Annotated in this window: 15 protein-coding genes; all 15 read left to right on the top strand. The window is 71.9% G+C overall.

Going from position 1 to position 14,587, the window contains the following annotated elements; genetic code table 11:
* The first annotated feature begins 280 nt into the window (after window positions 1-280).
* The 15 genes from MXD59_RS16935 to MXD59_RS17005 all read left to right on the top strand — a co-directional run bounded on the left by MXD59_RS16935 (window position 281) and on the right by MXD59_RS17005 (window position 14,499).
* Entirely contained in the window at window positions 281-1,297 is a 1,017-nt protein-coding gene (locus tag MXD59_RS16935) for an acyl-CoA thioesterase domain-containing protein (protein ID WP_248825681.1), read from the top strand.
* Window positions 1,298-2,006: 709 nt separating this feature from the next.
* On the top strand, window positions 2,007-5,375 hold the full coding sequence (locus MXD59_RS16940; protein ID WP_248825682.1) for a sensor histidine kinase: 3,369 nt from the start codon (window positions 2,007-2,009) through the stop codon (window positions 5,373-5,375).
* A gap of 1 nt (window position 5,376) precedes the next feature.
* The gene (locus tag MXD59_RS16945) at window positions 5,377-5,796 is read left to right on the top strand and encodes a roadblock/LC7 domain-containing protein (protein WP_011437246.1); all 420 of its coding nucleotides are present in this window, start codon (window positions 5,377-5,379) and stop codon (window positions 5,794-5,796) included.
* A 113-nt stretch (window positions 5,797-5,909) separates the two neighbouring features.
* Entirely contained in the window at window positions 5,910-6,281 is a 372-nt protein-coding gene (locus MXD59_RS16950; RefSeq protein ID WP_248814787.1) for a DUF742 domain-containing protein, read from the top strand.
* Window positions 6,262-6,888, top strand: coding sequence for a GTP-binding protein (locus MXD59_RS16955; RefSeq protein WP_248825683.1), 627 nt, complete (start codon window positions 6,262-6,264; stop codon window positions 6,886-6,888). Before MXD59_RS16950 ends, MXD59_RS16955 begins: the two co-directional genes overlap by 20 nt.
* Window positions 6,885-7,961 carry a LuxR C-terminal-related transcriptional regulator gene (locus MXD59_RS16960; protein ID WP_248825684.1) on the top strand — a complete coding sequence of 359 codons (1,077 nt, stop codon included), beginning with the start codon at window positions 6,885-6,887 and terminating at the stop codon, window positions 7,959-7,961. The genes MXD59_RS16955 and MXD59_RS16960 overlap by 4 nt, the downstream gene beginning before the upstream one ends.
* A gap of 224 nt (window positions 7,962-8,185) precedes the next feature.
* The gene (locus tag MXD59_RS16965) at window positions 8,186-8,569 is read left to right on the top strand and encodes a TcmI family type II polyketide cyclase (RefSeq protein WP_372512114.1); all 384 of its coding nucleotides are present in this window, start codon (window positions 8,186-8,188) and stop codon (window positions 8,567-8,569) included.
* Window positions 8,570-9,021: 452 nt separating this feature from the next.
* Entirely contained in the window at window positions 9,022-9,279 is a 258-nt protein-coding gene (locus MXD59_RS16970; protein WP_248814791.1) for an acyl carrier protein, read from the top strand.
* Between the two features lie 53 nt (window positions 9,280-9,332).
* Window positions 9,333-9,821, top strand: coding sequence for an SRPBCC family protein (locus tag MXD59_RS16975; RefSeq protein ID WP_248825686.1), 489 nt, complete (start codon window positions 9,333-9,335; stop codon window positions 9,819-9,821).
* Between the two features lie 14 nt (window positions 9,822-9,835).
* Complete coding sequence (locus MXD59_RS16980) at window positions 9,836-10,309, top strand: cupin domain-containing protein (RefSeq protein ID WP_248825687.1); 474 nt, start codon at window positions 9,836-9,838, stop codon at window positions 10,307-10,309.
* Entirely contained in the window at window positions 10,306-11,625 is a 1,320-nt protein-coding gene (locus MXD59_RS16985; RefSeq protein ID WP_308301731.1) for a beta-ketoacyl-[acyl-carrier-protein] synthase family protein, read from the top strand. Before MXD59_RS16980 ends, MXD59_RS16985 begins: the two co-directional genes overlap by 4 nt.
* Complete coding sequence (locus tag MXD59_RS16990; RefSeq protein WP_248825688.1) at window positions 11,622-12,911, top strand: beta-ketoacyl synthase N-terminal-like domain-containing protein; 1,290 nt, start codon at window positions 11,622-11,624, stop codon at window positions 12,909-12,911. The genes MXD59_RS16985 and MXD59_RS16990 overlap by 4 nt, the downstream gene beginning before the upstream one ends.
* Window positions 12,912-13,044: 133 nt before the next feature.
* On the top strand, window positions 13,045-13,782 hold the full coding sequence (locus MXD59_RS16995; protein WP_163550819.1) for an SDR family NAD(P)-dependent oxidoreductase: 738 nt from the start codon (window positions 13,045-13,047) through the stop codon (window positions 13,780-13,782).
* The gene (locus tag MXD59_RS17000) at window positions 13,782-14,123 is read left to right on the top strand and encodes an antibiotic biosynthesis monooxygenase family protein (protein WP_163550820.1); all 342 of its coding nucleotides are present in this window, start codon (window positions 13,782-13,784) and stop codon (window positions 14,121-14,123) included. The genes MXD59_RS16995 and MXD59_RS17000 overlap by 1 nt, the downstream gene beginning before the upstream one ends.
* Before the next feature lie 58 nt (window positions 14,124-14,181).
* A complete protein-coding gene (locus MXD59_RS17005; RefSeq protein ID WP_248825728.1) occupies window positions 14,182-14,499 on the top strand; it encodes an antibiotic biosynthesis monooxygenase family protein in 318 nt (105 codons plus the stop codon).
* Window positions 14,500-14,587: the final 88 nt, after the last annotated feature.

Below are 14,587 nucleotides of genomic sequence, written 5' to 3' on the forward strand. Positions count from 1 at the left end.
GTGTGCTCACCATCCTGGTAGGTCGGTCGGTGCGGTCAGATGCACGATGCCCGCCTCCGCGCCTGGCCGCAGGCCAGGACGCCCGATTCCCCGCCGCCCGCTTCCCGGCCGCCCGCTTCCCGAGCACCGCACCGATACGCACCGCACCGTCACGCACCCGCGGTCGCGCGATGCTCGGGGTGGCTGTTCGGGAGTCGCGGACAGGTCGGCCGGTCGCAGGGGGAGAACCTGCCGTGGCGTGGGGCCCGTCAGGGCGAGGCGTCCTGCCAGGATGGGGACCGTGGCAGACCTGAGCGAACCTGGCGCCCTGTCCGCTCCCGCCGTCGAGCTGGTGCCGGCCACGGCCACGGCCACGGCTGCGGACGTGGGCACAGGTCCGGGCACAGCCGCGGTCGCGGGCGGGGGAACGGGCGGGGGAAGAGGTCGGTCGCGGGGGCGGTCGGTGGACGAGCCGGGGCCGGTCGCCCTGGGTGAACTGCTCGGGCTGACGGTGGACGCCCAGGCTGGGCCTGGGCGTTTCGTCGCCGCCCGCCATCTGCGTAACACCCGGGGCACGTTGTGGGGTGGGTGCGGTCTGGCCGCCGCGATCGAGGTGGTGCGCCGCCGTGGCGGTCGGGAGTGCCTGTGGGCGCAGACGCACTTCCTGGGGCCGGTGCAGGCCGGCGAGGCGGTGGAACTGGCCCTGGAGCCGTACGGAGGGCTGTCCCAGGCGGTGGTGCGGGCGACGGTGGACGGTCGGGTCGTGTTCGTCACCACCGGAACGTTCGGCCGTCGCAGCCAGGACGTCACCCGTTTCGCACCCGCGGCCGACTGGGCCCCGCCGCCGTCGCAGTGCCCGCCGCGTACCTTCCCGGACTGGCTGACCTTCGATCGCGGGGGCGTGATGTCGCTGGTCGAGCAGCGCTGGGCCCGGCCGCAGCGCACCACGCTGGATGGCACCCCCGGCCGCGGGCGCAGCGCACTGTGGCTGCGGATGCGTACCCCCGGCCCGTCGGGTCGGGTGCTCGCCGACGCCGAACTCACCGCGTCGGCGCTCGCGGTCCTTGGCGACTTCGCTCCGGTCGCGCTGATCGAGGCGCTGGGCGACATCACCTACGGCACGAGCCTGGACAACCATCTGCGGGTCGTCGCCGTGCCCAGCGGCGAGTGGATCCTGCTGGACGTGCGGGTGGAGGCGGTGGTGCGCAACGTCGCGCAGCTGCGGGCCTCGATGTACGACCACACCGGCGCGCTGGTGGCCACCGTGGGCCAGTCGACTCTGGTCCACCGGGTGCGTCCGACCCGGTCGACGTCCTGAATCCACCGGGTGGATTGAAAGGTCATCGGGGTGGGTAGCGAAAGGACGAGTGTCGCCGGACCAGTACCGCGCCAGCCCGGACGGGTCGTCCGCCGGGCGGCGTTCCAGCCGGTCTGACGGGCCGACCGGCCGACGGCGACGGGTGCGGCGGGCACGGGCCGCACCGAAGCCCGCTCTTCACAGCAAGCAAAGAGCCTGGCTGGTCGCTTCCGGGTCCAGCTCGATGGATGGCTGTGCATCCCGGGACCTTTTGATGGGCTTCCAGCAACCTCGGTGTTCGCGTGTTGTTGCCGCCGAGCGCCGATCGGCGGGTTTGCGTCGCAGTCATGCCGCCAGTTCGGGCTGGCCCGTGCCAGTCACTGCCGGATCGGGTTCGTTTCGGTGCTCCGAGGCTGTCTGCCTTCCGCTACCCCGAATTCATTCAGGGGTCACCGATGCCACATCATCCGGCGCGCGAATAGTCGTCACGGCCTGCAACGCACCACCGCCTTTCTGTCGACAAGGGGCGCCCCTAACGAGGTAGTCGGAATCCCCTCGCTAGAGTTGCCCGAGCCCCGTAAAAAGCACTCCGACGAACGGCACCGTGCCCACGAATCCGGCCGCCGATCGCCCCCACGTGTGGTCCTTCGGGGACATGTCCCGCTGAACCAGAACCACTCACCCCCGCACACGAGGCGCCCAACTGCCGGGTGCCGGACGAGAGGACCGGATGCTCCAGAATTGGCCCATCCGCTCGAAGCTCGTGGTGATTCTCGTCGTCCCCCTGGCCGCCTTGGCGGTACTGAGCGTGATACAGGTGCGGGGGAACGTCGACAACGTCCGGGCCGCGAACCGCACGAAGGCACTCGCCGGCTTTGCGATCAAAGCAAACGGCCTGGTAGCGGCGCTGCAGGTCGAACGTTTCGCCGCTAACTCCTTTGTTGGTTCGTCCTACCTGGCCGAGGCCCAGGGAGAGGCGGCGACCGCCGCGCGTGGCCCGGTCGACCAGGCGCTGGGGACCTATCGCACCGGCGAGACGGACCTGCCCTCCGACGCCCGGGACACCCTGGCGAGCACGCTCGACTCGATCTCCGCGCGGCTGGGGCGACTGGCCGCCCAGCGCAGGGCCATCGACGGCCACCAGGCCCAGGTGGACCAGAACAACGACTACTACAACGAGCTCGTCCGAGACCTGCTCTCGCTCAACGGCCGGGTCGCGGCCGGTAGCCACGACGCCCGCCTGGTCAACGGCGCGACCACCCTCGTGGCCATCTCCCAGGCCAAGGAGCAGGCCGCCCAGCAGCGTGGCGCGGTCGCCCGTGTGATCATCCTGGGGCAGACCGACCCGACGACGCTGCGGCTGATCCAGACCTCGGCCGGTTCCGAGGACGCCTGGCTGCAGCAGTTCCGCACCACGGCGACACCCGACGAGCAGTCCTTCTACAACGTCACCGTCGGACGCACGATCGCGGCGGCCACTGCCATGCGGGACGAGACGGTCGGCAACGTCCAGCGCCAGCAGCCGGTGACCATCACCCAGGCGACCTGGCTGAGCACCGTCGGCAAGAAAATCGACGCGATGCACGAGGTCGAGACGCGTATCGCCACCGACCTGGGTGGAACGAGCCGCCAGCTGTCCCGGTCGGCGACGCGGAACGCCCTGTTCGGTGGAACCGGCGTCGCGGTGATCCTCATCCTGTCCGTCGTGATTTCGCTGCTCGTGGCGAGCCCGATGATCCGCCACCTTCGGCGCCTGCGCCAGGGCGCGCTCGAGGTCGCCAATGATCGACTTCCCGGAGTCGTCGAGCGCCTGCACCGAGGCGAGCCGGTCGATATGGACGCCGAGGTATTCCCGGTCGGCGTTCAGAGTACGGACGAGATCGGCCAGCTGGCCGATGCGTTCTCCACCGTGCATGCGGTGGCCGTGCGCACCGCGGTGGAACAGGCCGCGATGCGCAAGAGCATCGGGGATACGTTCCTGAACCTCGCCCGCCGAAGCCAGGCACTGATCCACCGGCAACTGAAGATCATTGACAGCATGGAGCGCAAGGAGACCGACCCCGACGAGCTCGAGGAACTGTTCCGCCTCGACCATCTCGCCACCCGGATGCGCCGCCACGCCGAGGACCTCATCGTCCTGTCCGGTTCCAAACCCGCCCGTGGCTGGCGACGTCCGGTTGCCATCAAGGATGTGGTGCGCGGTGCGGTCGCCGAGGTCGAGGACTACACCCGAGTTCGTGTGATGCCGATCGACGGCGGAGCCATCAGCGGCCACGCGGTAGGTGACATCATTCACATGCTCGCCGAACTCATTGAAAACGCGACCTCCTTCTCTCCGCCTCATACGCCGGTTCAGGTCACCGGGCACGAGGTGTCCAACGGTTTCGTCATCGAGGTCGAGGACCGCGGCCTGGGAATGAGCCCGGAGGAGTTCCACACCCTCAACGACCGCCTCGCGAACCCGCCGCCGTTCGACCTGTCGACCAGCGAGCGGCTCGGCCTGTTCGTCGTCGGTCGCCTCGCCGACCGGCACAGCGTGTCGGTGCGGCTGCGCCCCTCGCCCTACGGCGGGACGATGTCGATCGTGCTGGTCCCGAGCACGCTGCTACGCCAGGTGGAGGACCCCGAGGACAGCCGGGCGACCGGCGGCGGCGCCACGGTCCGGGCGCTGCCCGCGCCGGCGGTGCCGGCGCTGGACGGTGGGGCCCTGGACGAGGACGGTTTCCCCGGCCCGACCAGGTCCGCGCGTCCCCACCGCGGCCCGGGTGGGCTACGCGACGCCCGCGGCCGATCGGCGGCGCCGGCGCGTGACCTCGACCGTTCCCGCGGCGTCATCGATCCCACCGGGGGCGACACCGACCTGCGTGGCACCGAGCGACCCGACCTCACCCTCGCCGCCGTTCCCGAGCCGGCCGGCGAGGCTGACCCGGACGCGGCTGGCTTCGACGCCGACACGACGGTCGGTCGCGCCGACCCGGGCGGTCCGTTCGGCGCCGAGGCGCTGGCCCCGACCGGGCCGTTCGCGGCGCCGCCGGCACCGACCCAGCCGCTGGTCACGCCGCAACAGCCCGCGGACGAGTCGTTCGGCGCGGCCGGCGGCGAGACCGAACAGGGCTGGCCGGTGGACACGTCGGCGCGCGGTGGCGAGCGCTCGCCGGCCGCGGGTGGCAGCGGCTCGGATGAGCCGCTGCTGGACGACCTGCCGGTGTTCGCCACCGTCCGATCGAGCTGGTTCACCTCCGAACGCGGCGATCAGCCAGGCGACGACCACCCGCACGGCCCCGGCGGCCCGGGTGGCCCCGGTGACCCCCTGGGCGAATCGCGGTCCGGGTCGGAACCCGGCCATCCCGGCGGTTTCCCGCTGGGGCCCGACGAGGCGGGTGGACCGGAGTTCCCGGCGCTGCCCAGCCGGCGAGCCCGGGGCGGACGCAACGCGTTCGTGCCGGAGGGCCTGTCCGCCACCGGCCGCGACCCGGGCGCGCCCAGCGGCCAGGGTGCCCTGGGCGCCCCCGGCCGACCGGGTGGTTTCCCCGCCGCCGGCGGGCCGGGCGCGTTCGGTGTGCCGGGTGGCCCGATCGGGGCGGCTGACCCGGCTGACCCGCTGGCCCGTCCGTCCGGCCGGGGGGAACCCTCGTGGGGCGGTGCGGGCGGCGAGCCGTCCGGTCATGGACTCGTCGGTCGACGGGACCCGCTCACCGCGCCGCTGAGCCGCCAGACCGGGCCACGCACCGGCGGCGGACAGCTCCCCGAGCCGTACCCGACCGGTGCCGGCCGGGGCGAGGCCCCCGCCGCGGGGCCGCTCACGCCGCTGCGGCGGGCGCAGCCGCCCGCCCGCGGCAACGGCAACGGCGTCCCGGACCTCGACGACCTGGGATCGCACGAGCCCGAGGCGCAGGGACTGCCGCAGCGGACCAGACGGGCGAGCCTCGCTCCGCAGCTACGCAGGGACGCGGCCCGGGAGACCCCCGCACCGCTGGCCGCGCAGCGCAGCCCGGAGGAGATCCGCTCCATGATGTCGTCCTTCCAGAGCAACTTCGGCCGCGGGCTCGCGGACGGACAGGACACGAACGACAGCGACGATGTGGGAAGGGTGACCTGAGATGCGTCCGCTGGGACCGTCCGAGAACATGAGCTGGTTGCTCAACAACCTTGTCAAGAAGGTGCCGGAAGTCACCTACGTGATCGCTCTGTCCTCCGACGGCCTGCTCCTGGCGACGTCGTACGGGATGGACCGGGCTACCGCCGACCAGCTCGCCGCCGTCGCGTCCGGGTTCAACAGCCTGGCCCGCGGTGCCGGCCGGTTCTTCGGTGGCGGCAACGTCCGCCAGACCATCGTCGAGATGGACGAGGGCTTCCTGTTCGTCACGGCGGTCGGTGACGGCTCGTGCCTGGCCATCCTGTCCAGCCCCGGCGCGGACATCGGGCTGATCGCCTACGAGATGGCCCTGCTGGTGACCAGGGTCGGGGAGTTCCTGACACCGGAGCTACGCGCGCAGATGCAGTCCGCGCTGCCGCTGTAGCGGCGGTGTCACCGGCCGACGGGGGTGCGGCCGTGAACCTCGTCCGCGGGTCGACCCCTGCCCGACCCGACCCGACCCGACACCACACCAACTCGCGAGGCAGGAGGACCGGTATGTCGTACGACGAGGAATGGTTCGACGAAGAAGCGGGTCCGGTCGTCCGCCCCTATGCCGTCACCGGGGGCCGGACCCGCCCGACCAACCGGGCGTTGGAGCTGGTCGCGCTCGTGACCACCACGCCCAACGGACGGCTGATGACCGCGACGCTGGAGGCCGAACAGCGTGCGATCGCGCTGCTGTGTCACCGGGTGCAGTCGATCGTGGAGATCTCGGCCCGGCTGGATCTCCCGGTCGGTGTCGTGCGGGTCCTCGTCGGCGACATGCTCGACGGCGGCCTGGTCACGGTGGCCCGGCCGGCCCGACCTTCGGACCGCCCCTCCGCAGCCCTCATCGAAAGGGTGCTCGATGGACTACAGGCCCTCTAGGCCGCGGTCACCGGAGACCGCGTCACCACATCCGGTAAAGATCATCATTGCTGGCGGCTTCGGCGTCGGCAAGACCACGTTCGTCGGCGCGGTCAGCGAGATCCCCCCGCTGACCACCGAGGCCGCGATGACCGCGGCCAGCATCGGGATCGATGACACGAGCTCGGTCAGCGCGAAGACGACGACCACCGTCGCGATGGACTTCGGTCGGATCACCCTGCTGGACAGCGTGATCCTGTACCTGTTCGGGACACCCGGGCAGGACCGGTTCTGGTTCATGTGGGACGAGCTCGTCCTCGGCGCGATCGGCGCGGTCGTGCTGGTGGACACCAGACGCCTGGCCGACTCGTTTCCGGCGATCGACTACTTCGAGGAACGCGACATCCCGTTCCTCGTGGCGCTCAACCGGTTCGACGGTTCCCGGGAGTACCGGGTGGAGGACGTGCGGGCGGCCCTGGACCTCGACCCCCGCCGTCCGATGGTGTTCTGCGACGCCCGCCAGCGCGAGTCGGTCCGCCAGGCACTGGTCGCCCTGGTGCGCCATGCCCTGGACATGGTCTCGGCCGAACAGGCCGGACGTCCGATGCTGCCCCAGAGATCAGGGTGAGCACCACCGAGAGCCACAGTGCGGCCCCGGGCAGGGTTTCCGATCTGCTCGAGTTCGACGATGTCACCCTGGCCGCCTACCGGATCTGGCTACGGCACTCCTCCCTGACGGTGGCCGAGGTGGCCGGGCTGCTGCACCAGCCGGTCCGGGAGGTGGGCCGGGTACGTGACCGGCTGCTGGAACTCGGTCTGCTGCTGGCCTCCCGGGAACGCTCGGGGCACTTCGTCGCCATGCACCCGGAGGCGAGCCTGGACCATCTGCTGCAGTCCCAGCACGAGCAGCTCATCCGACGCCATGAGCGGCTGGTGCGGGCCCGGGCGCAGATCGGCGAGTTCGTCTCCGACTACCTCGAGGGACGACCCGACCGCGGCGGGGTGGAGGTGCAGCGCATCGACAGTCCCGACCAGGCCCGCGGCGAGCTTCTGGCGATCATGGGGCGGGCCGAGCGGGAGGTGCTCACCCTGCACACCCGCCGCGGCCTGACACCGACGCTGTCCACCGACATGCTGCCGATCGCGTTGCGGGCCCTGCGCCGCGGGGTGGTGATGCGCAGCGTCCTGCCACGGGCGATGCGCCTGGACGAGCCCGGCGCCGGCTATGTGCGCACCGTCGCCGCGCACGGTCTGGTCGCACGGGTCCTGGACGACCCCCGTCTGGACGCGACCACCGTCGACGGTCGGGTCGCCCTGGTCGGGCCGGGCGGCAGCGCCGGCATCGGGCGTGGCGGCGCCGGTGGGTCCGGCGCGGCGAGCGGGCCGGTGCTGCTGGTCCGGACCCCGGAGCTGACCTCGGTGCTGCTCACTCTGTTCGAGCAGGTGTGGGACGCCGCCGAGCCGCTGGCCGACGAGCCCGCGGTGGACGGCGCGCGCACGGGCGTGGACGACCGTCCCTCCGATTCCGAGCGACTGTTGCTGCGGCTGCTCAGCCTCGGGGTGAAGGACGAGGCCGCGGCGCGTCACCTCGGCGTGTCGGTGCGCACCGTGCGTCGCATGATCGCGGATCTGATGTCCCGACTCGACGCCCGCAGCCGCTTCCAGGCGGGCACCCTGGCCACGCGCCGCGGCTGGTTGTAGGCGCGACACCCGCGGCACCTGAGTTGATGATGCCTTGGTTCTACTGGTATTGACTGTCGTTTTTTTGTTGCCTGGCAGTTGGCTGCCTGGCAGTTTGCTGCCAGGCAGATTCCAGGACAGCGGCAGCGGGTGGTCGCATGCTCTCGATGTGCCGAGTACTGACGAGTGTCGGTTTCGGCCTGTTTCCACAGGTCACCGTCTGAGAGCGTCTGAGGAGCCCTTCCGTGCCCGCAGTTGCCGGATCGCAGCCCGTTGTCACGACATCGGTCCCGCCGACACATCGGACCCTGATCGTGGCGAGGATGGACCCCGCGGACGCCTCCGCGGTCGCGCGGACCTTCGCGGAGTCCGACGCGGGCGCGCTGCCCGGTCTCGTGGGAGTCACCCGGCGTGAGCTGTTCGCGTTCCACGGGCTGTACTTCCACCTCATCGACGCGCCCACGGACGTCGCGCCCGCCGTGGCCGACGTCCGTGACCACCCGTTGTTCGTCGACGTGAACAGCAAGCTCGAGCGGTACATCTCGGCCTACGACCCACAGACCTGGCGCGGCCCGCGGGACGCGATGGCGCGCAGCTTCTACCAGTGGTCGGCGCCCACGGACGCCTAGCCCACCTCCGCGGCCCGCTCGCCACCCCGGCTCGGCTCCGGTCGTCCTTTCGAGCCTGGCACCCGCCCGCCCGCGAGGCGCTCACCCGCGGCATCGCCCGTGGTCGACCGCGCCCCCCGCACCGTGGCGCGGCCCGCTGCCCGGGCCGGGCCCGCACCGGCCGGTTCGCCGCCCGCCGGCCCCCGCTGACCGCTCGGCATCTGTCGCGGTCCGTCGCGGTCGCAGGCCCCGCGCGCGGACTCCGCCCGGCCATCCGGCGGCCCGGACACCCCGGCCACCGCGGACACCCTGGCCACCACCCCCATACCTCGCCCGCGCAACGTAGCGCGGGACCTGGGCCCGCCCACCTCGGTGTGTCGGCCCACGCACCATCCGCACCGATGAAGGTCCGTCGCCGCCCTTCGGCACCGGACCGGTCACCCCTGCCCGGACCAGTCAAGGAGCCCACCGTCATGCCACACCACTGGACCGCCGACGACTTGTTCACCTTTCTCACCGAACAGGCCGGGTTGCCGCCCGAGGATCATCCCGCCGACCTGGACGTGACCTTCGAGGACATCGGTCTCGACTCGCTCGCCTACCTGCAGCTGTCCGCCGAGGTCGCCGACCGCTTCGGCGTCGAACTGCCGGGTGAGATGCCACCGGGCTTCACGCTCGACCAGATCCTGGCCACCGTGAACGACGCCCTGGGTGCGCCCGAACCGGTCTGACGTCCTCCGGTCAGGCCCTACGTCCCGGATTCCCCCGATTTTGTGGAGCTGCTGTGAGCGGGCACACCGACAACTCGATCCTCATCAACGCCGACATCGACACCGTCTGGACGATCACCAACGACCTGGCCTCCTGGCCGCGGCTGTTCACCGAGTACGCCTCGGTGGAGATCCTCGAGACGACCGCCAACACCTTCAGGTTCCGTCTGACGATGCACCCCGACGAGAACGGCACGGCCTGGAGCTGGGTCTCCGAGCGCACGCTCGACCCGGTCAACCACGAGGTCCGCGCCTACCGGGTCGAGACCGGTCCGTTCGAGTACATGCACATCCACTGGACCTACACCCGTGAGGGCGCCGGCACCCGGATGCGCTGGGTGCAGGACTTCCACCTCCGCCCGTCCGCTCCCGTCGACGACGAGCAGATGACGAAGAACATCAACGCCAACACCGCCCGGGAGATGGCGGTGATCCGGGACAAGGTCGAGCTGGCCGCGGCCGGTGCGGCGAGCCCGGCGCTCAGCGTGCCGGAACAGGTCTGAGGAGGACGACGGCGATGACCGCTCCCGTGATCACCACTCCGAAGGTCCTGTGCACCCACGACGTGGCCCCCAACCGGCGCCGCGGCGGTGACATGCGCACCCTGCTCTCCCCGGCGACCGTCGGCTGCACGTCGGGCTTCTTCGGCACGCTGACCCTGGAACCGGGGGAGGTCGTGACCGAACACTGGCACCCCTACTCCGAGGAGTTCCTGTTCTGCGTGCGGGGCAGCGTCACCGCCCGGCTGGACGGCCAGCATCACGAGCTCGCCGCCGATCACGGCGTGTGCATCCCGATCGGGATGCGCCACCGGATCGTCAACACCGGCGACGAGACGGCGTTCCTGGTGTTCCACCTCAGCCCGCTGGCGCCCCGGCCGAACCTCGGGCATGTGGACACCGAGGAGCTCCCCAACCCGCACGTGCCGCACACACCCGTGATCGTCTCCGGTCCGCACGCCGGTAGTACGTCGGCTGGATCGACGCCGTGAGCGAAGCGCGACAGGTGGCCATCACCGGCGTCGGTGTGGTCGCCCCTGGGGGAGTGGGACGCAAGGAGTTCTGGACCCTGCTGACCGACGGCCGGACGGCGACCCGCCGCCTGTCGTTGTTCGACCCGACCCAGTTCCGGTCGCAGGTGGCCGCCGAGTGCGACTTCGATCCGCGGGCGGCCGGACTGTCCGCGCGCGAGGTCGCCCGCAACGACCGTTTCGTGCAGTTCGCGCTGGCCGCGGCCCTGGAGGCCGTCGAGGACAGCGGCCTGGACCTGCGCCGCGGCGACGACACCGCTCCCGAGACCAGCGGCGACGAGCGCCGCGGCGACGGCGGTGGGGACGGGCCGGTGGTGGGCGTCTGCCTGGGCAGCGCGGTGGGCGCGACGACCCGGTTGGAGAACGAGTACGTCGTGGTCTCCGACTCCGGCCGGCTGTGGGAGGTCGACCCGCACTACGCCAGTTCGTTCCTCTACCACGCGCTCGTTCCGAGCTGCCTGGCCACCGAACTGGCCCACCGGTTCGGGGCGCACGGCCCGGCGTCGGTGGTCTCCACCGGCTGCACCTCGGGAATCGACGCCGTCGGCTACGGGGCGCAGCTGATCGTCGACGGTGAGGCCGACATCGTGCTCGCCGGTGCCTCGGACGCTCCGATCTCCCCGATCTCGGTGGCCTGCTTCGACGCGATCCGGGCGACGTCGGCGCGCAACGACGATCCCGAACACGCCTCGCGTCCCTTCGACGCCACCCGGGACGGGTTCGTCATGGGTGAGGGCAGCGCGGTCCTGGTCCTCGAGGACGCCGCCGCCGCCCGCGCCCGCGGCGCGCACATCTACGCGCTGGTCGCCGGCTACGCGTCGCGCTCCAACGCGTTCCACATGACGGGTCTGCGCCCCGACGGCGTCGAGATGGCCGAGGCGATCCGGATCGCGATGGACACCGCCCGGGTCGGCGCGCACGACATCAACTACATCAACGCCCACGGTTCGGGGACCAAGCAGAACGACCGGCACGAGACGGCCGCGTTCAAACGGTCCCTGGGTGAGCGGGCCTACGAGGTGCCGGTGAGCTCGATCAAGTCGATGATCGGCCATTCGCTCGGCGCGATCGGCTCGTTGGAGATCGCCGCGTGCGCGCTGGCCATCGAGAACGACGTCGTCCCGCCGACGGCGAACTGGTCCACTCGTGATCCGGAATGCGACCTGGACTACATCCCGAACACCGCCCGGGACCACACGGTGGACGTGGCCGTGTCGGTCGGCAGCGGTTTCGGTGGGTTCCAGTCCGCCATCGTCCTGACCGGTCCGGACCGATGACCGCCCCCGCGGCGGGGACCGCCGAGGCCCGGGGATGGGCTCGGCCGGTGTCCGGTGCCGTGCGTCCGGTCGTCACCGGGCTGGGGATCGTCGCGCCCAGCGGGATCGGCGTCGAGGAGTACTGGGCGTCGACGCTGCGCGGACAGCTGCGGATCGCCCCGATCAGCCGGTTCGATTCGTCCCGCTACGACGCCCGGCTGGCCGGGGAGGTCGGCGGGTTCGAACCCGAGGCGCACGTCGACAAGCGCTACCTGGTCCAGACCGACCGGTGGACCTGGTTCGGGATGGCCGCCTCCCGGCTCGCCCTGGCCGATGCCGCCTACGATCCCAGCGCCCACGAGCCGTACGCCACCGCGGTGGTCTTCGGCAGCGGGTCGGGAGGCAACGACTTCGGCCAGCGTGAACTGGAACGGCTGTGGACCAGGGGGCGGACCGCCGTCAGCGTCTACCAGTCGATCGCCTGGTTCTACGCGGCGACGACCGGCCAGACGTCGATCCGCCACGGGCTCAAGGGCCCGTCCGGCGTGGTGGTCAGTGACGGCGCCGGCGGTCTGGACAGCCTCGCGCAGGCCAGGCGGGTCATCCGGCGCGGCACCTCGACGGTGCTCGCCGGCGGCGCCGAATCGGGTCTGACCCCGTACGCGCTGACCTGCCATCTCTCCAGCGGCCGGGTCAGCACGGCCACGGCGCCCGCCGACGGTTACAAGCCGTTCGACGTGCGGGCCAACGGCTACCTGCCCGGGGAGGGCGGGGCGACCCTGATCGTCGAGGACCCGGCGGCCGCCGCCGCGCGCGGTGCGCCCCGGCTGTACGGCGAGATCGCCGGCTACGCGGCGACCCAGGACGCGCTCGGGCACGGACGTACGGCCTCCGACGGTCGCTGGCTGGCCGTCGCGATGCGCCGCGCACTCGCCGACGCCGACGTCGAACCGGACGAGGTCGATGTCGTGTTCGCCGACGGCGCCGGCTCGTCCGACCTCGACACGCAGGAGGCGGCGGCGATCCGGGCCGTGTTCGGCGCCCGCCCGGTGCCCGTCACCGCCCCGCAGGGCCTGGTGGGACGCCTGTGCGCCGCCGGCTCGGCACTGTCGGTGGCCACCGCGTTGCTCTCGATCCGGGACAGCGTGCTGCCGGCCGTCGGCAACCTCGACACCCCCGACCCGGCGCACGGCCTGAACCTGGTCCGCGAGGTGCGGCCGGGCCCGGTCCGCACGGTCCTGGTCAACGCCCGCGGCTACGGCGGCTTCAACAGCAGCCTCGTCGTCCGCGCCCTCGGGCCGGCCTGACCACCCCCACCTCCCGTCCCCCGTACCTCCCAGTCCCGCACGCCGCGCCACCGCCACGTTTCGCCATCCCGGCACCCCGTGACGTCCCGACGTCCCGACATCCGTCAGCATGATCCAAGGAGACGAGTCAACGATGTTCCCAGACCTGGCCGGGCGACGCGCCCTGGTCACCGGCGGCACCCGCGGAATCGGCCGCTCGGTCGTGCTCGGCCTCGCGCAGGCCGGCGCGACCGTCGTCGTCGGCCACCAGCGCCAGACCGAGGACGCCGAGAGCCTGCGCCGCGAACTCAAGGACACCGGCGGCGACCACCTGCTCGTCCAGGCCGACGTCGCGGACCCGGCCCAGATCGGCGAGCTGCTCGAGGCCACCGGAACCCACCTCGGCGGCCTCGACATCGTCGTCAACAGCGTCGGCACGATCAGCCACGTCCCGTACGCCCAGCTGCCGTTGGAGGCCTGGACCCAGGTCCTGGCCACCAACCTGACCGCCACCCACCTGGTCACCCAGGGCGCGCTGGCCCTGCTCGGCGACTCCGGATCGGTGATCAACATCGGTTCCGGGGCGGGTCTGGTCGGCGTGCCGCTGCGGGCCCACTACACCGCGGCGAAGACCGGACTGATCGGGCTGACCCGGTCGCTGTCCAAGGAACTGGGCGGCCGCGGCATCAGGGTGAACCTGGTCTCGCCCGGCGTCATCGAGACTGACCAGGCCGCCGGCATGCCCGACGCGGCCCGCGCAGCCTACACCAACCGCATCCCGCTCGGCCGCCTCGGCGAGGCCCACGAGGTCGCCGCGGTCGTGCTGTTCCTGGCCAGCGACGTGTCGTCCTACGTCAACGGCGCCACCTTCACCGTCGACGGAGGTATCTGATGGCAGCCACATCCCCCTTCCGGATCATGCTGACCATGCGCATCCACCCGGGTCGTGAGGCCGAGTTCGAGCAGACCTGGCTCAACATCGGCGACGGCATCACCTCGCACCCGGCGAACCTCGGCCAGTGGCTGGTGCGCTCCGAGGACGAGCTGGGCACCTACTTCATCATCAGTGACTGGGTGGACGAGGCGAGCTTCCGCGAGTTCGAGCTCAGCGAGGGCCACCTGACGCACCGCAAGATCCTGCACCCGCTGCGGGCCAGCGGCACCATGGCCACCGGCTCGGTGCTCGCCCACCTGGTGGGCACGGCATCCCAGCCCGTGCCCGCGGCCGGCTAGCCCCGTGGCCGACGACAACCAGTCCGCCCCGGCCGCCCCGGCGGCCAGGGTGCGGGTGATGCTGTGGGCGGTCGACCCGGCGGGGGAACCCGGCGTGGTCGAGCGGGCCTACCACGAGATCAGCTCCAAGCTGGTCGGCACGCCCGGCCTGCTCGGTAACACCCTGCAGCGCTCGGTGTCCGATCCCACGCGGTACGCCGTCGTCAGCGTGTGGTCGAGCATGGCCGAGTTCAGCGCGTGGGAACAGGGCGCGAACCACCGCGGGACGACCTCCCCGCTGCGTCCGCTGCAGGACCCCGAGCGTCGCCCGGCGATCTACACCGAGGTCGCCGCCTACGGCCCGCAGGGCCCGTTCGACCCGGCCCCACCCGCCTGACCAGCTAGGCCAGGTTCGGACCGCCAGCGGTTTCTCCCCGAGGCGGGGGGGGGGGGGGGCGCGGCGGCGCGCGGGGGGGGGCCCCCCG

Origin of the sequence: Frankia umida (assembly GCF_023242945.1) — a bacterium.
GTDB classification, from domain to species: Bacteria; Actinomycetota; Actinomycetes; order Frankiales; family Frankiaceae; genus Frankia; species Frankia umida.

Excerpts from the sequence above, each read along its gene's own strand:
- MXD59_RS16970 (WP_248814791.1), top strand. The coding sequence starts at position 9,022 with ATGCCACACCACTGGACCGCCGACGACTTGTTCACCTTTCTCACCGAA.
- MXD59_RS16980 (WP_248825687.1), top strand. The coding sequence starts at position 9,836 with ATGACCGCTCCCGTGATCACCACTCCGAAGGTCCTGTGCACCCACGAC.
- MXD59_RS17000 (WP_163550820.1), top strand. The coding sequence starts at position 13,782 with ATGGCAGCCACATCCCCCTTCCGGATCATGCTGACCATGCGCATCCAC.
- MXD59_RS16990 (WP_248825688.1), top strand. The coding sequence starts at position 11,622 with ATGACCGCCCCCGCGGCGGGGACCGCCGAGGCCCGGGGATGGGCTCGG.
- MXD59_RS16955 (WP_248825683.1), top strand. The coding sequence starts at position 6,262 with ATGGACTACAGGCCCTCTAGGCCGCGGTCACCGGAGACCGCGTCACCA.
- MXD59_RS17005 (WP_248825728.1), top strand. The coding sequence starts at position 14,182 with ATGCTGTGGGCGGTCGACCCGGCGGGGGAACCCGGCGTGGTCGAGCGG.
- MXD59_RS16945 (WP_011437246.1), top strand. The coding sequence starts at position 5,377 with ATGCGTCCGCTGGGACCGTCCGAGAACATGAGCTGGTTGCTCAACAAC.
- MXD59_RS16950 (WP_248814787.1), top strand. The coding sequence starts at position 5,910 with ATGTCGTACGACGAGGAATGGTTCGACGAAGAAGCGGGTCCGGTCGTC.
- MXD59_RS16940 (WP_248825682.1), top strand. The coding sequence starts at position 2,007 with ATGCTCCAGAATTGGCCCATCCGCTCGAAGCTCGTGGTGATTCTCGTC.
- MXD59_RS16995 (WP_163550819.1), top strand. The coding sequence starts at position 13,045 with ATGTTCCCAGACCTGGCCGGGCGACGCGCCCTGGTCACCGGCGGCACC.